Annotated in this window: 19 protein-coding genes and 1 riboswitch; of the genes, 10 read left to right on the forward strand and 9 right to left on the reverse strand. The window is 74.4% G+C overall.

All coding sequences use genetic code 11. The features are described 5' to 3' along the window. Positions 1-17: 17 nt before the first annotated feature. A complete protein-coding gene (gene rsmH / locus ABEB06_RS10870; RefSeq protein WP_345696624.1) occupies positions 18-986 on the reverse strand; it encodes a 16S rRNA (cytosine(1402)-N(4))-methyltransferase RsmH in 969 nt (322 codons plus the stop codon). Between the two features lie 364 nt (positions 987-1,350). On the opposite strand from rsmH, the gene ABEB06_RS10875 reads away from it, so the two are divergent. The 4 genes from ABEB06_RS10875 (at position 1,351) to ABEB06_RS10890 (ending at position 6,807) form a co-directional block, all read left to right on the forward strand. Next, positions 1,351-1,890 (forward strand): beta-class carbonic anhydrase, encoded by a 540-nt coding sequence (locus tag ABEB06_RS10875; RefSeq protein WP_345696625.1) that lies wholly within the window; start codon positions 1,351-1,353, stop codon positions 1,888-1,890. A gap of 153 nt (positions 1,891-2,043) precedes the next feature. Further along, the gene (locus ABEB06_RS10880; RefSeq protein ID WP_425559606.1) at positions 2,044-3,051 is read left to right on the forward strand and encodes an AAA family ATPase; all 1,008 of its coding nucleotides are present in this window, start codon (positions 2,044-2,046) and stop codon (positions 3,049-3,051) included. Between the two features lies 1 nt (position 3,052). Further along, the gene (locus ABEB06_RS10885; RefSeq protein WP_345696626.1) at positions 3,053-4,375 is read left to right on the forward strand and encodes a DUF58 domain-containing protein; all 1,323 of its coding nucleotides are present in this window, start codon (positions 3,053-3,055) and stop codon (positions 4,373-4,375) included. After that, entirely contained in the window at positions 4,372-6,807 is a 2,436-nt protein-coding gene (locus ABEB06_RS10890) for a transglutaminase TgpA family protein (protein WP_345696627.1), read from the forward strand. The genes ABEB06_RS10885 and ABEB06_RS10890 overlap by 4 nt, the downstream gene beginning before the upstream one ends. An 80-nt stretch (positions 6,808-6,887) precedes the next feature. Here ABEB06_RS10890 and ABEB06_RS10895 read toward each other — a convergent pair whose 3' ends face one another. The 3 genes from ABEB06_RS10895 to ABEB06_RS10905 all read right to left on the reverse strand — a co-directional run bounded on the left by ABEB06_RS10895 (position 6,888) and on the right by ABEB06_RS10905 (position 8,852). Beyond that, positions 6,888-7,271, reverse strand: coding sequence for a DUF3040 domain-containing protein (locus tag ABEB06_RS10895; protein WP_345696628.1), 384 nt, complete (start codon positions 7,269-7,271; stop codon positions 6,888-6,890). A gap of 222 nt (positions 7,272-7,493) precedes the next feature. Next, a complete protein-coding gene (locus tag ABEB06_RS10900; protein ID WP_345696629.1) occupies positions 7,494-8,246 on the reverse strand; it encodes a methyltransferase domain-containing protein in 753 nt (250 codons plus the stop codon). Positions 8,247-8,318: 72 nt separating this feature from the next. Beyond that, positions 8,319-8,852: an SAV_6107 family HEPN domain-containing protein gene (locus ABEB06_RS10905; protein WP_425559607.1), complete on the reverse strand. Its 534-nt coding sequence runs from the start codon at positions 8,850-8,852 to the stop codon at positions 8,319-8,321. 556 nt (positions 8,853-9,408) lie between these two features. On the opposite strand from ABEB06_RS10905, the gene ABEB06_RS10910 reads away from it, so the two are divergent. Both ABEB06_RS10910 and ABEB06_RS10915 read left to right on the forward strand, forming a co-directional pair. After that, on the forward strand, positions 9,409-10,017 hold the full coding sequence (locus tag ABEB06_RS10910; RefSeq protein ID WP_345696630.1) for a DUF4126 domain-containing protein: 609 nt from the start codon (positions 9,409-9,411) through the stop codon (positions 10,015-10,017). Between the two features lie 36 nt (positions 10,018-10,053). Further along, positions 10,054-11,430 (forward strand): phytoene desaturase family protein, encoded by a 1,377-nt coding sequence (locus ABEB06_RS10915; RefSeq protein ID WP_345696631.1) that lies wholly within the window; start codon positions 10,054-10,056, stop codon positions 11,428-11,430. A 1-nt stretch (position 11,431) separates the two neighbouring features. On the opposite strand, the gene ABEB06_RS10920 is transcribed toward ABEB06_RS10915, so the two are convergent. Together ABEB06_RS10920 and metF are read right to left on the reverse strand one after the other, a co-directional pair. Next, positions 11,432-12,226 carry a hypothetical protein gene (locus ABEB06_RS10920; protein ID WP_345696632.1) on the reverse strand — a complete coding sequence of 265 codons (795 nt, stop codon included), beginning with the start codon at positions 12,224-12,226 and terminating at the stop codon, positions 11,432-11,434. A gap of 105 nt (positions 12,227-12,331) precedes the next feature. Continuing rightward, positions 12,332-13,246 carry a methylenetetrahydrofolate reductase [NAD(P)H] gene (gene metF, locus ABEB06_RS10925; RefSeq protein WP_345696633.1) on the reverse strand — a complete coding sequence of 305 codons (915 nt, stop codon included), beginning with the start codon at positions 13,244-13,246 and terminating at the stop codon, positions 12,332-12,334. A gap of 157 nt (positions 13,247-13,403) precedes the next feature. Between metF and ABEB06_RS10930 the strand changes: the two genes are divergently transcribed. Beyond that, on the forward strand, positions 13,404-14,498 hold the full coding sequence (locus ABEB06_RS10930; protein WP_345696634.1) for a polyprenyl synthetase family protein: 1,095 nt from the start codon (positions 13,404-13,406) through the stop codon (positions 14,496-14,498). Positions 14,499-14,532: 34 nt separating this feature from the next. On the opposite strand, the gene thiE is transcribed toward ABEB06_RS10930, so the two are convergent. The 3 genes from thiE to ABEB06_RS10945 are packed head-to-tail and all read right to left on the reverse strand — an operon-like array spanning position 14,533 to position 16,772. Next, positions 14,533-15,177, reverse strand: a complete 645-nt coding sequence (gene thiE / locus ABEB06_RS10935) for a thiamine phosphate synthase (RefSeq protein ID WP_345696635.1) — start codon at positions 15,175-15,177, stop codon at positions 14,533-14,535. Then, positions 15,174-15,539 (reverse strand): Rv2175c family DNA-binding protein, encoded by a 366-nt coding sequence (locus ABEB06_RS10940; protein WP_345696636.1) that lies wholly within the window; start codon positions 15,537-15,539, stop codon positions 15,174-15,176. Before ABEB06_RS10940 ends, thiE begins: the two co-directional genes overlap by 4 nt. Positions 15,540-15,566: 27 nt before the next feature. After that, the gene (locus tag ABEB06_RS10945; RefSeq protein ID WP_345696637.1) at positions 15,567-16,772 is read right to left on the reverse strand and encodes an NAD(P)/FAD-dependent oxidoreductase; all 1,206 of its coding nucleotides are present in this window, start codon (positions 16,770-16,772) and stop codon (positions 15,567-15,569) included. 69 nt (positions 16,773-16,841) lie between these two features. Next, positions 16,842-16,954, forward strand: a riboswitch (TPP riboswitch). Between ABEB06_RS10945 and thiO the strand changes: the two genes are divergently transcribed. The 3 genes from thiO to ABEB06_RS10960 all read left to right on the forward strand — a co-directional run bounded on the left by thiO (position 16,949) and on the right by ABEB06_RS10960 (position 19,106). Further along, positions 16,949-18,097 carry a glycine oxidase ThiO gene (gene thiO / locus ABEB06_RS10950; protein ID WP_345696638.1) on the forward strand — a complete coding sequence of 383 codons (1,149 nt, stop codon included), beginning with the start codon at positions 16,949-16,951 and terminating at the stop codon, positions 18,095-18,097. (Overlaps the previous riboswitch by 6 nt.) Beyond that, complete coding sequence (gene thiS, locus ABEB06_RS10955; RefSeq protein WP_345696639.1) at positions 18,094-18,303, forward strand: sulfur carrier protein ThiS; 210 nt, start codon at positions 18,094-18,096, stop codon at positions 18,301-18,303. Before thiO ends, thiS begins: the two co-directional genes overlap by 4 nt. A 5-nt stretch (positions 18,304-18,308) precedes the next feature. Beyond that, the gene (locus ABEB06_RS10960; RefSeq protein ID WP_345696640.1) at positions 18,309-19,106 is read left to right on the forward strand and encodes a thiazole synthase; all 798 of its coding nucleotides are present in this window, start codon (positions 18,309-18,311) and stop codon (positions 19,104-19,106) included. The last annotated feature ends 20 nt before the right edge of the window (positions 19,107-19,126 follow it).

Genomic DNA, 19,126 nt, shown 5'->3' on the forward strand with positions numbered 1-19,126 from the left:
CCCTCCCCCAGGCCGGTTCAGCCCCGGGTCTCCCTGATCCTCTCCGCCACACGCAACCGCACGGGCGCGGCGCGCCGGTTCTCCTCGATCTCCTCCTCGGTGGCCAGCTCGGCACCTCGGGTGAGCAGCTTCAACCAGGGCTGGTGCTCCTCCGGGACGATCGGCAGCCCGGGCGGGGCGGTGTTGGTGGCACCGGCCTGGAAGTACTGCTTGACCAGGCGGTCCTCCAGCGACTGGTAGGACATCACCACGATCCGCCCGCCGAGCGCGAGCCGCTCCAGTGCCCCGGGGATGGCCCGGTCGAGCACCTCCAGCTCGCCGTTGACCTCGATCCGCAGCGCCTGGAAGGTGCGCTTGGCCGGGTTCCCTCCGGTGCGCCGGGTGGCGGCCGGGATGGCGTTGCGTACCAACTCGACCAGACGCGCGCTGTTGGTGAACGGTTCCTTCTCGCGTTCCCGCAGGATCACCGAGGCGATCTTGCCGGCGAACCGCTCCTCGCCGTAGACCTTGAGGATCCGGGCCAGGTCGCCGTGGCTGTAGGTGTTCAGCACCTCGGCGGCGCTCAGGCCGCGGGTCTGGTCCATCCGCATGTCCAGCGGCGCGTCCTGGGCGTAGGCGAAGCCGCGGTCGGCCTCGTCCAGCTGCATCGAGGAGACGCCGAGGTCGAAGAGCACGCCCTGGACCCGGGCGATGCCCAGGTCGTCCAGCACCTGCGGGATCTCGTCGTAGACGGCGTGCACCAGGGTGGCCCGGTCGCCGAAGCGGGCCAGCCGCTCGCCGGAGAGCTTCAGGGCGGCCGGGTCGCGGTCGACGGCGACCAGCCGGGCTCCGGGGAACTGGGTGAGGATCGCCTCGCTGTGCCCGCCGAGGCCGAGGGTGGCGTCGACGACCACCGCGCCGGGCTCCGCGAGCGCCGGGGCGAGCGCGTCCATACAGCGCTGCAGCATCACCGGGACGTGCTTGGGGGCCGGAATGTCGCTGCTCATGGGTTGTCGGCCCTTCCTCGGTGCAGTTGTGGCGGGCCCATTCTCCCGCACCGGGCCCGCAGGTCCGGACGCCTCCCGTGGTCCCCGCCCGCTCGCCTGGGGAAGGGGTGACCGCCCGGCACCGGGGAAGGTGCGCCAGGTGGGCACTGGAGCGGGAGGAGGCCGCGGGCCGCGTACGGACCGGGGCGGCCAGCCTATCGCGCACCCCGGACCAGTCAACGCACCTCGTCGGCGCACCACCCGGGCGGAGGTACCGGGGCAAACCGGTCAGTACGCCGGAGCCTCGCCACGGGCCCGCTCACCGCCGGCGGCCAGGCGGCGGCGCCCCCTTCACGGCAGCGGAAATCCGATTACCGTCGTCCCCATGACAGTGACCCCCGACCGGCCCGCGCCGTCCGCCGCTGCCAGCTCCGAGCCCACGATCACCGACCGGTTCGTCGAAGCCAACCGGGTCTACGCGCAGACCTTCCGCGACGGCGGCATGGACGCCCGCCCGGTGCAGAAGGTCACCGTGGTGGCCTGCATGGACGCCCGGCTCGACCTGTTCGCCGCACTCGGCCTGGACCTCGGCGACGCCCACATCATCCGCAACGCGGGCGGTGTCGTCACCGACGACACGATCCGCTCGCTCACCATCAGCCAGCGCGCCCTGGGCACCCGCTCGGTCGTGCTGATCCACCACACCGGCTGCGGCCTGCTCGGTCTGACCGAGGACTTCCGCCGCGAGCTGGAGCTCGAGGTCGGCCAGCGCCCGCAGTGGGCGGTGGAGTCCTTCGTGGACCTGGACGGCGACGTCCGCCAGTCCATGACGCGCGTGCGCACCTCGCCGTTCCTGCTCCACAAGGACGACGTCCGCGGCTTCGTCTTCGACGTCCACACCGGGCTGCTCCGCGAGATCGTCTGACCCCCGGCGGCTCCGGGGAGCCCGCTGTCGCGCCCCCGGAGCCGCCCAAATTGGGACAGTGCACGCATTGTCGCCCACCTGAGTGACTTCTGGCCTCCTGACAGGGAAGAATGCGCCTGGTTCTTCGGGGAAACACGCATTGGGAGCGGACGGGTGACGACCTACAACGGGCAGGGCGCAACGGCGGGGGCCGCGCAGCGGGAGCCGGTCGATCTGGCGGAGCTGGCGGCGGTCGTCGACCGGGTCCGGGCTTCGGTCGAGAGCGTCATCGAGGGCAAGCCCGAGGCGGTGCGGATCGCGCTGACCGTGCTGCTGGCCGAGGGCCACCTGCTGCTGGAGGACGTCCCCGGCGTCGGCAAGACGATGCTCGCCAAGGCCCTGGCCCGCTCGCTGGACTGCAGCGTCCGCCGGATCCAGTTCACCCCGGACCTGCTGCCGTCCGACGTGACCGGCACCAACGTCTTCGACCAGCACCAGCGCGACTTCGAGTTCCGGCCGGGCGCGATCTTCGCGCAGATCGTGGTCGGCGACGAGATCAACCGGGCCTCGCCGAAGACCCAGTCCGCCCTCCTGGAGTCGATGGAGGAGCGCCAGGTCACCATCGACGGCACCAGCTACGAGCTGCCGTCGCCGTTCATGGTGATCGCCACCCAGAACCCGGTCGAGATGGAGGGCACCTACTCCCTCCCGGAGGCCCAGCGGGACCGCTTCATGGCCCGGGTCTCGATCGGCTACCCCAGCCCCGAGGCCGAGTACGCGATGCTCGACCTGCACTCGGCGGCCAACCCGCTGGAGGACCTCCAGCCGGTCGCCCACGCGCACGACCTGCTGAAGCTGATCGACCTGGTCAAGACGGTGTACGTGTCCGACCCGGTGCGCCGCTACGCGGTCGACCTGGTGGGCGCCACCCGCACCTCGCCGGAGCTGCGCCTGGGCGCCTCGCCGCGCGCCACCCTGCACCTGGTCCGCGCCGCGAGAGCGCACGCCGCCCTGGACGGCCGCGACTACGTGCTGCCGGACGACATCCAGGCGCTGGCCGTGCCGGTCCTCGCGCACCGCCTGCTGCCGACCTCCGAGACCCAACTGAGCCGCCGCACCTCCGAGCAGGTGGTGCTCGACCTGGTGGCCCGACTGCCGATCCCGCGTCCGCAGGGCCGCTGACATGGCGCGCTCCGACAACCCCGCCGGTTTCCGGGCGGGGCTGCGCGGGCTGACCACCCGGGGCCGTTCCTTCCTGGCCGCCGGCCTGACCGCGGCGCTCTGCGCGTACGTCTTCGGCCAGGACGCGCTGTTCCGGGTCGGCGTGCTGCTGGCCACCCTGCCGCTGGCCTCCTCGCTGCTGCTGATGCGCACCCGCTACCGGGTGGCCGGCGGGCGCCGGCTCTCCCCGCACCGCGCGGCGGCCGGCCAGGAGGCCCGGGTCCACCTGCGCCTGGACAACGTCTCCCGGGTGCCCACCGGCCTGCTGCTGCTGGAGGACCGGGTGCCGTACGTGCTCGGTCCGCGCCCGCGCTTCGTGCTGGACCGGGTCGAGCAGCACGGCTACCGCGAGGTCTCCTACCGGGTCCGCTCCGACCTGCGCGGCCGCTACCAGCTCGGCCCGCTGCAGCTGCGGCTCTCCGACCCGTTCGGGATGTGCGAGCTGACCCGTTCCTTCGCCGCCTCCGACCTGCTCACCGTGGTGCCGCAGGTCCAGGACCTGCCGGCGGTCGCCCTGCCCGGCGAGTGGGGCGGCCAGGGCGACTCCAACACCCACGCGCTGGCCCTGGCCGGCGACGACGACGTGATCCCGCGCGAGTACCGGCACGGCGACGACCTGCGCCGGGTGCACTGGAAGTCCACCGCGCGGTACGGCGAGCTGATGGTGCGCCGCGAGGAGCAGCCGCTGAAGGCCCGCGCCACCGTGCTGCTGGACACCCGGGAGATCGCCCACCGCGGCAGCGGACCGGCCTCCTCCTTCGAGTGGGCGGTCTCCTGCGCCGCCTCGATCGGCGTCCACCTGGTCGAGCGCGGCTACCAGACCCGGCTGCTCACCGACACCGGCGTCTCGGTGCCCGAGCCGGGCACCGGTGCCCCGAGCATCGCCGAGGCCGCCGGCCTGCTGCTGGACACCCTCGCGGTGGTCGAGCACTCCGACGGCGGCGGCCTGGCCCGCGCCGAGGACGCGCTCCGGGCGCACGGCGAGGGCCTGCTGGTGGCGGTCCTCGGCTCGCTCGACGAGGAGCAGGCGGTCCGTCTCGGCCGGCTGCGCCGCCGGGCCGGCGGCGCGGTCGCCCTGCTGCTGGACACCGCCAGCTGGACCGGCCTCGGCACGCTGCTGCCCGGCTTCGGCGAGGACACCGCCCACGAGGACAACGTGGCCCGGCTGCGCCAGGCCGGCTGGACGGTGCTCCCGGTCAAGGCCGGCGACTCGCTGCCCCGGCTGTGGCGGGCCGCCGACCGCACCCAGAACTCGACGGCCTACGGAAACGAGGTGGGGGCGTGACGACCAGGGCCAAGCTGACCTTCTGCGCGGCGCTGGCCACGGCGCTGGCCGCGCTCAGCCTGATGCCGCTCTTCAACGAGTCGATCCGGCTGATCCCGCACGGGCTGCTGATGATCGTCGCCACCGCCGGCGTCGGCGCGGCCCTGCGGGTGCTGCCGCTGCCGCGGATGCTGGTGGTCCCGCTCCAGCTGCTCGCCGTGCTGTACCTGCTGCTGCTGACCTTCGTGCAGCCCTCGATGGCCTACGGCGTGCTGCCCGGCCCGAAGGCCCTGGACGCGGTCGGCGCGCTGCTGAACTCCGGCGGCAACGACATCCGCGAGTACGCCATCCCGGCACCCGCCACCGACGGCCTGCGGCTGATCGTGATCGGCGCGGTGTCGCTGGTCGCCGTCGCGGTGGACGGCCTCGCGGTGACCTACCGCCGGGCCGCGGCCGCCGGCCTGCCGCTGCTCGCCCTGTACTCGGTCGGCACCGGCCTGGCCGGCAGCGCCGGCGCCGCCTGGCTGTGGTTCACCACCGCCTCGATCGGCTACCTGGTGCTGCTCTTCGTCGAGGGCCAGGACCGGCTCTCCCGCTGGGGCCGGGTCTTCACCGGCGCCGGCCGCACCGGCGGCGGCCTGTCGCACAGCGGCCAGCGGGTCGGCGTGATCGCGCTGCTCGCCGCGATGCTGCTGCCCGCCTTCCTGCCGAACGCCGGCACCGGCCTGATCGGCGGCTTCGGCAACGGCACCGGCACCGGCACGGGCCCCGGCACCGGCGGCGAGCGCTCGCTCAACCTGGTGGTCGCGCTCACCGCCAACCTGCGCAGCTCCGACGACACCGAGCTGCTGCGGTACATCACCGACCCGGGCGCCGCCGAGCAGATGTACCTGCGGGTCGCCGCACTCGGCGACTTCAACGGCGAGGAGTGGAAGATCGGCGACCAGAACCTGGAGAACGTGCCTCCCGGCGCCCTCCCGGCGCCGGAGGGCCTCTCCTCGTCCATCGCCACCGGCTCGGTGCGCACCACCGTGAAGATCTCCGACAAGCTCTCCACCACCTGGCTGCCGATGCCGTACCCGGCCGCCTGGGTCGAGGTCGGCCCGACCACCAACTGGCGCTTCGACCGGGGCGCCCGGACGCTGTCCACGGTCGGCAGCCAGAAGCTCAACAACCTGCAGTACGCGGTCGGCTCGACCTCCGTCCAGCCGACCGCCGCCCAGCTGCGCGCCGCCGGAACGGCCCCGACCGCGATCACCAACCGGTACCTGTCGCTGCCGCCCAACCTCCCGCCGGTGGTCGCCGCCACCGCCGCCGAGGTCACCCGCGGCAAGCGCACGGCGTACGACCAGGCCGTGGCGCTGCAGCAGTACTTCACCAGCGGCGCCTTCACGTACAGCACCAAGGTGGAGCCGCGCACCGGCCCGGAGGCGATCGCCAAGTTCCTCCAGGAGAAGGACGGCTTCTGCGTGCACTACGCCGCCACCATGGCGGCGATGGCCCGCTCGCTGAAGATCCCGGCCCGGGTCGCGATCGGCTTCACCGCCGGCACCGGCAACGACACCAGCCGGATCGTCCGCAGCTCGAACTTCCATGCCTGGCCCGAGCTGTACTTCCAGGGCATCGGCTGGCTGCGCTTCGAGCCCACCCCGAACCGGGGCGTGCTGCCGGACTACACCCGCGAGCAGGTCGCCCCGGCGCCCAGCGCCACCACCCAGCAGCCCACCGCCGCGCCCACTGACTCCGCCGCCCCCGCGCCGTCCGCCAGCAGCAAGTGCACGGCCGAGCAGCGCAAGGCCGGCGGCTGCGAGGACCCGGGCCAGGTCGCCGAGGAGAAGAAGACCGCCCCGGCCTGGTGGCAGAACTGGACGGTGCTGGTCGCCGTCCTGGGCGGCCTGGTGGTGCTCGCCCTGCTCGCCACGCCGATGCTGTGGCGGGCCCGGCAGCGCAGACGCCGGCTGGGCGCCGGCCGGCACGGACCCGGCGGCGGACGGAGCGAGCTCAGCGACGCACAGGTGCTCGCCGCCTGGGCCGAGCTGATCGACTCCGCCTGGGACCTCGGCATCCCGCCGGACGACGCCCGCACCCCGCGGCACACCGTCCGCCGGCTCACCGAGCAGGCCGAGCTCGGCCCCGAGGCCGCCGCCGCGGCAGGACGCGTGGCCCTTGCGACCGAACGGGTGATGTACGCCCGCTCGGCCGAGGCCCCGACGCAGCTCGCCACCGACGTCCGCACCGCCCGGGACGGTCTGCGGGCCCGGGTCGGCCGGGCCGGGCGGATCCGCGCCGTGCTGCTGCCGGCCTCCGCCGTCCGCCTCCGGTGGACGATCACCGACCGGGTCGCCGCCGTCCGCGACCGGGTCACCGGCGCCCTCGGCCGGGTCCTCGCCGCGGTGACCGGCACGGTCGCCCGGCCGCTGCGGCGCCTGCGCCGCCGGAGGAAGGACGCGTAGCGCAGCGAGAGGGCGGGCAGTCGACCGACTGCCCGCCCTCTCGCGTCTTCCTCTTGCTCTGCGCCTTGCCTCCGCGGCTCCTAGAGACCGTCGTGCTCGTCGCGACGGCGCTGCCACCGCTGTTCCATTCGGTCCATCACTCCGGCCTTGCGGCGCGGTGCCGAGGCTGGCCTCGGACCCGCTCCCGACCCGGCCGGGCCGCGCCGCCACGAGGCGACGGCGAGGACCGCGCAACCCAGCATCACCAGGAACCCGACCACGCTCACCCAGATGATCTGGGCGACCATGCCCCCCATCAGGAGAGCGATGCCCGCGACGAACCCCGCGACGGCCAGGTAGACCCGCCGACGGGTGTAGGTGCGCAGGCCGGTTCCCTCAAGCGCTGACGCGAACTTGGGATCTTCGGCGTACAGCGCTCGCTCCATCTGCTCGAGCAGTCGCTGCTCGTGCTCCGAGAGCGGCACGGAGTCCTCCTACTCGTCGGTCGCGGGGCGACCGGTCCGCCACCCCTGGCTCGGCCCTGTGTGGTCCATATGCCCCATGGGTCTGGGTGTCATGCTTACCGGCTTTACCCAGATCATACGGTCCAGCGCGCGAGTTCGGCGTGGTCAATCCAGCGTGGCTCGGGCCGCGTCCACCGCGGCCCGCACGCATCCCAACGCCGCAGGAGCGGAACTAGTGCCCGACTACGCGAGTTCCGCGAGCACGTGCAGCTGCGTCGCGACCGCGTGGAACGCGGGCAGCTCGGCCGCCGCCAGTTCCAGCCGCAGCAGCGCGTCGGTCGCGCCCGGCTCGGTGTCCACCAGCACCCCGGGCACCAGGTCGGCGAAGACCCGCACGCCGTGCACCGAGACCACCCGCAGTCCGGCGCCGGAGGCCAGCTCGGCGAGCTCGTCGCCGGTGAAGCGGCGCGGCATCGGGTCACCGGTGCCCCAGCGGCCGTCGGGGCCGTCCAGCACGGCCTGTGCCTCGGTGAAGTGGCCCGCCAGTGCCCGGGCCAGCACGGCGCCGGTCCGGTTCGCCGCCAGCAGGCTGACCAGGCCGCCCTTGCGCAGCGCCCCGGTCAGGCTGCCCAGCGCCTCCGCCGGGTCGTCCACGACCTCCAGCACGCCGTGGCACAGCACCGCGTCCACCGACCCGGCCGGAACCACCTCCGGCAGGGTCTGGGTGTCGCCCTGGACCGCCCGCACCAGGTCGGTGACGCCCGCCTCGGAGGCCCGCCGCTCCAGCGCGAACAGCGCGTCCGGGCTCGGGTCCACCACGGTCACCCGGTGGCCCAGCCTGGCCACCGGCACGGCGAAGTTGCCGGTGCCGCCGCCGGTGTCCACCACCTCCAGGACCGGGCGCTCCAACTCCGCGGACCGCCGCTCCAGGGCCGCCCGCACCACCTCCCACACCACAGCGGTACGCAGGGCACTGCGGGGACGCGTCGGGTACAAGGCGGAGCTCCTCTGGCAAGCCGATTCAGCCGGACGGACACCACGCTACAACGCGCCGTGGCCGCCCCTCCGTCAGCGAGTCAGCAGCCGGTCCACGATGCGCAGGAACAGCGCCGTGTTGCGGATCAGGTCGTCCGCGTCCCGGGCGCTGGCCGAGCCCGCGATGCCGGCCTCCGCGGCCGCGCGGCGGCGGGCGCCCGCCGCGAAGTAGGCGGCCCACTCGGCGAGCTCGGGCGCGACCTCGGGCAGCAGCTCCCACGCGCTGCGGATCGCCTGCCGGCGCCGCGGGTTGCGCTCCGGGCGCCCCCGCACCGCCAGCACCGCGGCGGTGGTCCGCAGCGCGGCGAGGTGCGCGGTCGCGTAGCGCTCCAGCGGATCCTCGCAGCCGCGGGCCCGGACCAGCGTGCGGTGCGCCTGCCGCAGCAGGTCGACGGCGGCGGGTGGGGCCCCGGCCCGGCGCAGCACGGGATGGACGTCCGAACCGCGCTCCCGCACGGAGGGCAACGGCAGCGGGCCGGCGGGCGGCAGGTGGACGGGCAGTTGCGGGTCGTCGGGACGGTCTGCGGCACTGCGGGCGGTGACGAACTCAGGACGGCTGACGTGCACGGTCTCCTCCGTTCCGAGGCGGGCGCCCGGACCGGACGGTCCGTGCCGTTCCATCGTGAACGGTGGCACTGACACTCGAACCCGCCCGAACGCCGCGAGGGCGGCCGCCGTGTCCGCCCGGAGTGCTCGCACACTCCGGACGTCCACGGCGGACCGCCCCGCACGTCGACCGGTGACGCTGCCGCACAGCGCACCGATTGCCCCCGGTTTCCCCCCGGTTCCCCCGTACAACCGGCCCCCTCGGCCCCCGCTCCGCCGCCCCGTGTCGGCGGTGCGCGGGCCCGTTCCGGCTGACAGCGCCCCGGCCGCTGCATCGGCCGCCGATCCCCCACAGGCGGCGGCCGGCACGGGGCGCCCCGGGTCGGCGGGGGCTTGTCGTCCCCGCCCTCCCGGTGACCCCAACTCTGCCCGTCCGCACTGGTCGGCGGGTATCCGCTCGGCTACTCAACCGGTGCTCTGAGTACGGGTACTCAGGCCGCCCCCGCCGGTCGGCCGGGTACCCTGAACGGTCGGCCGCCGCGCATCACGGCGGTCGCGGAGAAGGGGGAACCAGGGGTTGAACGCCATCCCATTGATCTTCACCAGCGGCTGGGCCAGCGGCGTCAACGCCTACGCCGTGGTGCTGCTGCTCGGCCTGCTCGGCCGCTTCGGCGACGCCGGGTCGGTGCCGCCGGTACTGGAGCGCACCGACGTGCTGGTCGCCGCCGGCGTGCTCTTCCTGTGCGAGGCGGTCTTCGACAAGATCCCGTACGTGGACTCGGTCTGGGACGCGATCCACACCGTGATCCGGCCGATCGCCGGTGCCACCGTCGGCGCGCTGCTCGCCTCGCACGACCCGGGCTCGCTCGGCGAGGTCGCCGCCGGAGCGGTCGGCGGCACCACCGCGCTGGTCAGCCACGGCATCAAGGCCTCGCTGCGGATGGCAGTCAACACCTCGCCGGAGCCGGCTTCCAACATCGCGATCAGCCTGCTGGAGGACCTCTCCGTGGCGGGCCTGGTGGTACTGGCCGTCTTCCACCCGTGGATCGCCGCCACCGGCGCCGCGGTCCTGCTGGTGCTGGGCGGCCTGCTGGTCTGGTTCGCGGTCACCCGGATCCGCCGCTTCCTCCAGCGCCGCAGGGAGCGCCGGGCCGCCCGCGGCGGCGTGCCGGTCGGGGCCGGCTAGGGTCCGCTCCCCGGACAGAGCCTAGGATCGTTGGCCATGGCACGGATCGTCATCATCGGCGCAGGAATGAGCGGGCTCGCCGCCGCCTCGCGGCTGGGCACGCTCGGCCACCGGGTGACGGTCTGCGAGGCCTCGCCGACGTACGGCGGGATGGTGGGCCGGTACGAGCGCGACGGGTTCGCGTTCGACACCGGCCCGGGCCTGCTCGCGCTGCCCGCCGTCTACCGCGACCTCGCGCTGAAGACCGGCCGGGAGCCGCTGGAGGAACTGGTCGAGCTGGCCCCGGTCGACCCGGAGAGCCGTCACCTGTTCCCCGACGGCACCGCGCTGCTGCTGCCCAACGCCTCCCGGGGCGGGGTCGGCCAGGCGTTGGACGCCGCCTTCGGCACCGGCTCCGGCGAGCGCTGGGGCGAGGTGGTCAACCGCGGCCGGGCGGTCTGGGAGGCCACCCGCCGGCCCCTGCTGGAGGAGCCGCGCCCCGAGCGGCGGCCCGACGACCCGTACCCCGTGCCGCCCCGCCGGGGCCTCGGCCGCTGGCTGCCGCGCGGCCGGTACACCCTGGCCGACGTGGCCCGCCACGAGCTGGGCGGGCACCCGGGGCTGACCGCGCTGCTCACCGAGTACGCGCTGCGCCACGGGCTCGGCAGCGACAGCCCGGCCTCCGCGACCGTGCTGCCGTACATGGAGCAGACCTTCGGCGTCTGGTACGTCCGGGGCGGAATGCGGGCGCTGGCCGACGCGGTGTTCCGGCGCTGCGAGCAGCGCCGGGTGGAGTTCCGCTTCGACACCCCCGCCGAGCCGCTGGTCGAGGACGGCGTGCTGACCGGGGTGCGCACGGCCGACGGCAGTCGGATCCCCGCCGACATCGTGCTCAGCTCGGTGCCGTCCGGGTCGCGGGCGCTCGGGCGGTTCACCGTGCTGCTGGCGCTGCGCGGCGCCCGGCCCGGGGGGACCGTCCACCGCACGGTGGTGCACGCCGCCGATCCGGAGCAGGAGTTCGACCGGCTCTTCCAGCACGAGGACCTGCCGGAGCACCCGACCGTCCAGCTGCTGCGCCCGGACGACCCGGCGCTCGTCCCGGACGCGGACCACGAGTCGGCGACGCTCACCGTGACGGTGCCGAACGGCGGGGTCCTCGACGGGATCGGCCCCGACCACGACGCGTACGCCGCGCACCTGCTGGACCACCTCGCGAAGGCCGGCGTGGACCTGCGCGACCGGGTGCTGTGGCACGAGACCCGGGTGACCGCACAGGTGCCGGAGCCGTCACTGGCCGGGGCGCCGCTCGCCGCCGACAACCGCACCGGCGTGCCCGGCCTCTACCGGATCGGCGGCACCGCCCACCCGGGCGGCGGGCTGCCCCGGGTCGGGATGTCCGCCTCGATCACCGCGGGGCTGATCGGCCCGGCGTGAGTCACAGCTGCTGCTGGTAGTCCCAGTTCTGCTGCTGCGGCTGCGCCTGGGGCTGGAGCTGGGGCTGCGCCTGGTACCCGTAGCCCGGCTGCTGCGGGATGCCGGGGTACGCCTGCTGCTGGTCCCAGCCCTGCGGCTGGCCGCCGTAGGGGTCCTGGTACTGCTGCTGCTGTTGCTGCTGCTGCGCGTACGGGTCCTGGTACTGCTGCTGCGGGAAGGCGTACGCCTGCTGCTGCTGGTAGCCCTGCTGGTAGTAGCCCCACTGCTGCTGGTCGTACCCGGTCTGCGGGTAGTACGCCTGCTGCTGGTCGGGGTAGTAGCCGACCGGCGTCGGCTCGGCGGCGTACACGCCGTCGTCGGCGAGCTCCTGGTACTGCTCGTACGCGACGGGCTCGACGGCCACCGGCTCGTCCTCGATCGGGCCGACCTCGCCGACCACCGGGACGTCCTCCGCCTCGTCGGCCGCGGCGACGGCACCGCCGGTCGCGGCCGCCAGCAGCGGCACCCTGGCGAGCGGACCGGGCAGGGCGCCGTCGGCGCGGCGCAGCGACCAGCCGACCACGCGGCCGCGCTTCACGGAGAGGGTGACGAAGGTCTGGCCGACGGCGAATCCGGCCGCGCCGGCCCCTATCACCAGCACGGAGCTCAGCTGCATGCCGGCGACCACCAGCAGGAAACCGCCGAGCGCGACCGCCCGCCAGACCAGCGGGGCGCGGTTCTGCAGCAGCAGCTCGGCGATCAGCCAGAGCGCGACCACCGCCAGGGCGCCGTGGAGCAGCAGGTTTCCGATGCCCATCCCGCTACCTCCAGATGCACGCGCCGCGCGGTTGCGGGCGACTGTACCGCCTCCGGGCGAACAGCACCGCATCCGTGGACGCCGGCCGCCGCCGCGCGGCGGCGGTCAGCGGCGGTGCAGACCCAGGTTCTGGTAGATCTCCAGGGTCGAGGTGGAGTGGTTGAGCGTGATGAAGTGCAGACCGGGCGCGCCCTCGGCCAGCAGCCGCTCGGCCATCGCGGTGGCGTGCTCGATGCCCACCGCGCGGACCGCCGCCGGGTCGTCGGCGACCGCCTCGAAGCGGCGCACCAGCTCCGGCGGGAAGTCCGAACCGGACAGCTGCGGGAAGCGCACCAGCTGGCGGATGTTGGTGACCGGCATGATCTCCGGGATGATCGGCGTCCCGCAGCCCGCCGCGGCCACCCGGTCCCGCAGCCGCAGGTAGTCCTCCGGCTCGAAGAACATCTGGGTGATCGCGTAGTCCGCGCCGGCCCGGCACTTGGCGACGAAGTGGCGGATGTCGTCGTCCCAGTTCTCCGAGCGGGGGTGCATCTGCGGGAAGGCCGCGACGCCCACGCAGAAGTCGCCGATGCCCTTGATCAGCTCGACCAGCTCGTACGCGTAGGTGACGCCCTCCGGGTGGCGGACCCACTCGCCCATCGGGTCGCCGGGCGGGTCACCGCGCACGGCGAGGACGTTGCGCACGCCCTCGTCCGCGTACTGGCCGATGATGTTGCGCAGCTCGGCGACCGAGTGGTCGACGGCGGTGAGGTGCGCGACCGGGGTCAGCGTGGTCTCGGTGGCGATCCGGCCGACCAGGTTGACCGTGCGGCCGCGCGAGGAGCCGCCGGCGCCGTACGTCATGCAGACGAAGTTCGGGTCGAGCGCCTCGACCCGGCGGATCGCGTCCCAGAGCTTGCGCTCGGCCTCCTCACTGCGCGGAGGCATGAACTCGAACGAGAAGGAGCGGTCGCCTGCCGCCAGCAGATCGCGCACGGTCTGTGCGCGATCGCTTCTGGTGGAGGGAATGCCGAGTGCCATGTTGGCAGGTTATCCGTGGATAAAGGGGGCCGAACAAACGCGTTCCACGGGGTGAGACGGCCGCCGAGACGGCGGGCGGGGTGGTGAGGGCGCGATTCCGGCCGGGCGGGCCCGCCCGGTTAGTCTGACTGTCAGCCGATAGATACCGGAGTCCCGCGTGCCCTCGCCCACCAGCCTGACCGCCAACCCCGTCGACGCGGAGGCCGTCCGCGAGCGGGTCAACGCCGCACTCGCCGCGTTCATGGACGACCGGCAGGCACTGCTCTCCACCATCTCCCCCCAGCTCGGCCCGGTCGCCGACGCCCTGCGCGACTTCCTGCTCGACGGCGGCAAGCGGCTGCGGCCCGCCTTCTGCTACTGGGGCTGGCGGGCGGCCGGCGGCCCGGAGCGGAGCGCGGGCATCGAGCGGGCCGCGGCCGCCCTCGAACTGCTGCAGGCCAGCGCGCTCGTCCACGACGACCTGATGGACCGCAGCGACACCCGGCGCGGGCTGCCGTCCGTCCACCGCCGCTTCGAGGCGATGCACCGCGACAGCGGCTGGCGCGGCGACCGCGAGCAGTACGGCGCCTCGGCGGCGGTGCTGCTCGGCGACCTGCTGCTGATCTGGTGCGACGAGCTGTTCCAGGGCTGCGGGCTGGACGCCGCGGCCGTCAGGGCCGGAAAGCCGGTGTTCGACCTGATGCGCACCGAGGTGATGCTCGGGCAGTACCTCGACGTGCTGGAACCGGTGGCCGGCGACTCCACGGACGCCGGGTCGCTGGAGCGCGCCCGGACCGTGCTGCACTACAAGTCGGCGAAGTACACGGTGGAGCGGCCGCTGCAGGTCGGCGCGCTGCTCGCCGGCGGGTCGGCGGAGCTGGTCGACGCGCTCGGGGCGTTCGGCCTGCCGCTCGGGGAGGCGTTCCAGCTGCGGGACGACCTGCTCGGCGTGTTCGGCGACCCGTCCGTGACCGGGAAGCCCGCCGGCGACGACCTGCGCGAGGGGAAGCGGACGCTGCTGATCGCGCACGCGATGCGGGGCCTGCCGGCCGGGGACGCAGCCCGCCTCGACGCCCAGCTCGGCGTCGCCGAGGACGTCGACGGGATGCGGGCCCTGATCGAGAAGAGCGGCGCGGCCGGCCTCGTCGAGCACCGCATCGACGAACTGATGGAGCAGTCGCTCGCCGCACTCGACGCCGCCCCCCTCGCCGACGGCCCCGCCCGCGCCACCCTCCGGGCCCTCGCCGAGGCCGCGACGGCACGCAAGTACTGAGCCCCGTCACGAGCCCCGGCAGGGGCTCGCGTGATCACCGGAGCTTGCGCACGAACTCCGCGGCTGCCGCGGCCGGGTCGTCGGCCCGGGTCAGGGCGCGGACGACGACCACGCGGGTGGCGCCGGCGGCGAGGACCTGGTCGAGGTTGGTGAGGTCGATGCCGCCGATGGCGAACCAGGGGCGGTCGGTGACCGCCTTCGCGGCGTAGGCCACCAGGTCGAGGCCGGGTGCGTGGCGGCCGGGCTTGGTGGGGGTGGGCCAGACGGGCCCGGTGCAGAAGTAGTCGATGCCGGGTTCGACGATCGCGGTGTCGACCTCGGACTCGGCGTGGCAGGAGCGGCCGATCACCACGTCCTCGCCGAGGATCGCGCGGGCGGCGGGCACCGGAAGGTCGTCCTGCCCGAGGTGCAGCACGTGCGGCTTCGCGGCGTGGGCGACGTCCGCCCGGTCGTTGACCGAGAAGAGCTTGCCGTGCCGGCGGGCGGCGTCCGCGAGGATCTCCAGGTGCTCCAGCTCCTGCTTGGCCTCCAGGCCCTTGTCGCGGAGCTGCACGATGTCCACGCCGCCGTGGTAGACCGCGTCGACGAACTCGGCGAAGTCGCCGCGCTCGCGGCGGGCGTCGGTGCAGAGGTAGAGCCGGGCGTCGGCGAGCGCGGCCCGCGGGGAGGGCGCGGTCACAGGGACATGGCCTGGGCGCGGCGCTTGACCTCGGTACCGCGGTTCTCGCGCAGCGCCTGGATCGGGGTGCCGGGCAGCGACGGGTCCTCGGTGAACAGCCACTCGAGGATCTCCTCGTCGGTGAACCTGCCGTCGCGCAGCACGGTCAGGGTGCCGACCAGGTGCTTGACCGGGCCGTCGGCGTCGATGAAGGCCGCCGGGACCTGGAGCGACTTGTTCTCGCCGCGCCGGACGGCCAGCAGGGTGCCGGACTTCACCATCTCCCGGACCTGGGTGACCACGACACCCCACTGTTCGGAGATGTCGGGGAGGTACATCCACGCGGGGACCAGGGCGTCAATCTTGGGATCGATCTCACTCACGGGACCAGCCTACCCACGCGGAGCCCGTCAACCGGCCGTGGCCGCCTTGAGCTGCACGCCCGGGTCGGCGGCGAGCGCCCGGTCGAGGACCGCGCCGCGGTCGATCAGCTTGCGGGCCTGGTTGAGGTCGCGCGGCCGGTCGACGGCCAGCATCCCGACCAGCGCGCCGCCGCGCAGCCACAGCACCGCCCAGGCGGGGTCGGCCGCCGAGCCGCGCCAGAGCAGTTCGTCGGCGTCCGCGTGCCGCCCGGCGTACTGCACCATCCGTCCGAACTGCTCGGACCAGAAGTACGGCACCGGGTCGTACGGGGCGTCGGAGCCCAGCAGCGAGGCGGCGACCGCGCCGCCGGACTGCAGCGCGTGGTCCCAGTGCTGCACGCCGAGCCGGGTGGCGAACCGCGCCGACGGGTACGCGACGCAGTCGCCGGCCGCCCAGACGCCGTCCACCGAGGTGCGCAGCCGCTCGTCGACCAGGATCGCGCCGCCGGCGTCGAGTTCGACGCCGCTGCCGGCGAGCCAGCCGGTGGCGGGGCGGGCGCCGATGCCGACGACCACCTCGTCGGCGTCCAGCCGGGTGCCGTCGGTGAGCAGCACCGCGTCGGGTTCGACGGCGGCGACGCCGACCCCGCAGCGCAGTTCGGCCCCGGCGGCGGCGTACCAGTCGGCCATCAGCGCGCCGAGTTCGGCGGGCAGCGCGCCGGGCAGCGGGGCCGGGCCGGCCTCGACCACGGTCACCTCGCAGCCGAGCTGCCGGGCGACGGTCGCCGTCTCGGCGCCGATCCAGCCCGCGCCGACGAGCACGATCCGGCGGCCGGGGGTGAGCAGGGCGCGCAGGGCGAGCGCGTCGTCGACGGTCCGCAGGACGTGCGTCCCGGTGGCGCCGGGCAGCTCGCGGGCCTCGGCGCCGGTGGCGATCACCAGGCCGTCGTGGGGGACGTCCCCGGCGTCGGTGCGCAGCACGCCCGGGTCCAGGCCGACCGCCCGGCGGCCGGTGAGCAGCTCGATGCCGAGGTGCTCCCAGTCGATGTCGAAGGTGGTGGCGTCGGCCTTGCCGACCAGCACGTCCTTGGAGAGCGGCGGCCGGTCGTAGGGGCGGTGCGGCTCGTCCCCGACCAGGGCGATCCGGCCCTGCCAGCCGCCCTGCCGCAGGCCGAGCGCGGCCTGCGCGCCCGCCATTCCGGCGCCGACGACGACGACCCTGTCCGTTCGGTTCAGCTCTGCCACGCCGCTCACCCTACCGAGCCGGTGTCCACCCCTCGTACGCGCCTTCAGCACGCCCTCGGCCCGGCGTTATGGTGGGAGTCACAACTCCACGGGAGCCCGGTGCACCGGGCTGAGAGGCGGGCTGGAGCGGCCCGCGACCGTCCGAACCTGATCCGGGTCATACCGGCGAAGGGAGCTGAAGAGCCTTGGCACGGACCGACACCGACGTCCTGGTGGTCGGCGGCGGCATCATCGGCCTCGCGGTCGCGTGGCGCACCGCGCAGCGCGGGCTCGCCGTCACCGTGGTCGACCCGCACCCGGGCGGCGGCGCCGCACAGGTCGCGGCGGGCATGCTGGCCCCGGTCACCGAGCTGCAGTACGGCGAGGAGCCGCTGCTGCACCTGGGCATGGCGTCCAACGCCCGGTACGCCGACTTCGCCGCCGAGCTGACCGCGCTGACCGGCGTGGACACCGGCTACCGGCGGACCGGCACGCTGGCCGTCGCCCTCGACGCGGACGACCGCGAGGAGCTGCGCGAGCTGCACGCCTTCCACCAGCGCCTCGGCCTGGACTCACACTGGCTGACCGGCCGCGAGTGCCGGAAGCTGGAGCCGATGCTCGCCCCCGGTGTCCGGGGCGGCCTGCACGTCAAGGACGACCACCAGGTGGACGGCCGCCGGCTGGCCCGCGCCCTGGTGGCGGCCTGCGAGCGGACGGGCGTGCGGCTGCTGGCCGCCGAGGCCGCCGAGCTGCTGGCCGACGGCGGCCGGGCGGCAGGCGTCCGGCTCGCCGACGGCGGCGCCGTGCACGCGGCGCAGGTCGTGCTCGCGGCCGGCTCCCGCAGCCACCTGCTGCCCGGGCTGCCGGACGGGCTGCTGCCGGCGATCCGCCCGGTCAAGGGCCAGGTGCTGCGGCTGCGGATCCCGGAGCTGTACGCGCCGTTCCTGTCCCGCAACGTCCGGGCGGTGGTGCGCGGGCAGCACATCTACCTGGTGCCGCGCGCCGACGGCGAGCTGGTGATCGGCGCGACCAGCGAGGAGCAGGGGTACGACACCCAGGTGACCGCCGGCGGGGTGTACGAGCTGCTCCGCGACGCCCACGAACTGGTGCCCGGCATCACCGAGTTGCCGCTCGTCGAGACCAACGCGGGCCTGCGGCCGGGCTCCCCCGACAACGCGCCGCTGCTCGGTCCGACCGCGCTGCCCGGCCTGGCCGCCGCCACCGGCCACTACCGCAACGGGGTGCTGCTCACCCCGGCCACCGGCGACCTGCTCGCCGACTACCTGGCCACCGGCACCGTCCCCGACCTGGCCGCCGCCTTCTCCCCCGACCGCTTCTCAAAGGCCCTGGCATGAACGAGATCTCACTGACCGTCAACGGCGAACGGCGCACGCTGTCCGCCGCGGCCACCCTCGCCGAGGTGGTGGCCGAGCTGAGCGGCGCCAACACCGGGGTGGCGGCGGCGCTCAACGAGGCCGTGGTGCCTCGCGGTTCGTGGCCGGCCACGGCGCTGGCCGAGGGCGACCGGATCGAGATCCTGACCGCAGTCCAGGGAGGCTGACCCCGATGGCCGACGACCTTCTCACCATCGCCGACACCGCCTTCACCTCCCGGCTGATCATGGGCACCGGCGGCGCCCCCAGCCTGGAGGTGCTGGAGCAGGCCCTGCAGGTGTCCGGGACGGAGCTGACCACCGTGGCGATGCGCCGGGTGAACGCCTCCACCCAGGGCTCGGTCCTCGACGTGCTGTCCCGCAACGCGATCCGGGTGCTGCCGAACACGGCCGGCTGCTACACCGCGGGCGAGGCGGTGCTGACCGCCCGCCTCGCCCGCGAGGCGCTGGGCACGGACTGGGTCAAGCTGGAGGTGATCGCCGACGAGCGCACCCTGCTGCCCGACCCGATCGAGCTGCTCGACGCCGCCGAGACCCTGGTCGACGACGGCTTCACGGTCCTGCCGTACACCAACGACGACCCGGTGCTGGCCCGCAAGCTGGAGGACGTCGGCTGCGCGGCGATCATGCCGCTGGGCTCGCCGATCGGCTCGGGCCTGGGCATCCGCAACCCGCACAACTTCCAGCTGATCGTCGAGGCCGCGGGCGTCCCGGTGATCCTGGACGCGGGCGCCGGCACCGCCTCCGACGTGGCCCTCGCCATGGAACTCGGCTGCTCCGCCGTGATGCTGGCCTCCGCCGTCACCCGCGCCCAGGAGCCGGTGCTGATGGCCGACGCGATGCGCCGCGCCGTCGAGGCGGGGCGCCTCGCCCACCGCGCCGGCCGCATCCCCCGCCGCTTCCACGCCGAGGCCTCCTCCACCATGGCCGGCCGCGCCGACCTCGACACCAGGGAACGCCCCGCCTTCTAGCCCTAGACTCCTCAGGTGGA

It is taken from the genome of Kitasatospora terrestris, assembly GCF_039542905.1.
Taxonomy (GTDB): domain Bacteria; phylum Actinomycetota; class Actinomycetes; order Streptomycetales; family Streptomycetaceae; genus Kitasatospora; species Kitasatospora terrestris.

Coding starts and splice junctions, on each gene's coding strand:
- rsmH (WP_345696624.1), bottom strand. CDS start 986: ATGAGCAGCGACATTCCGGCCCCCAAGCACGTCCCGGTGATGCTGCAG.
- ABEB06_RS10875 (WP_345696625.1), top strand. CDS start 1,351: ATGACAGTGACCCCCGACCGGCCCGCGCCGTCCGCCGCTGCCAGCTCC.
- ABEB06_RS10885 (WP_345696626.1), top strand. CDS start 3,053: ATGGCGCGCTCCGACAACCCCGCCGGTTTCCGGGCGGGGCTGCGCGGG.
- ABEB06_RS10915 (WP_345696631.1), top strand. CDS start 10,054: ATGGCACGGATCGTCATCATCGGCGCAGGAATGAGCGGGCTCGCCGCC.
- ABEB06_RS10920 (WP_345696632.1), bottom strand. CDS start 12,226: ATGGGCATCGGAAACCTGCTGCTCCACGGCGCCCTGGCGGTGGTCGCG.
- metF (WP_345696633.1), bottom strand. CDS start 13,246: ATGGCACTCGGCATTCCCTCCACCAGAAGCGATCGCGCACAGACCGTG.
- thiS (WP_345696639.1), top strand. CDS start 18,094: ATGAACGAGATCTCACTGACCGTCAACGGCGAACGGCGCACGCTGTCC.
- ABEB06_RS10960 (WP_345696640.1), top strand. CDS start 18,309: ATGGCCGACGACCTTCTCACCATCGCCGACACCGCCTTCACCTCCCGG.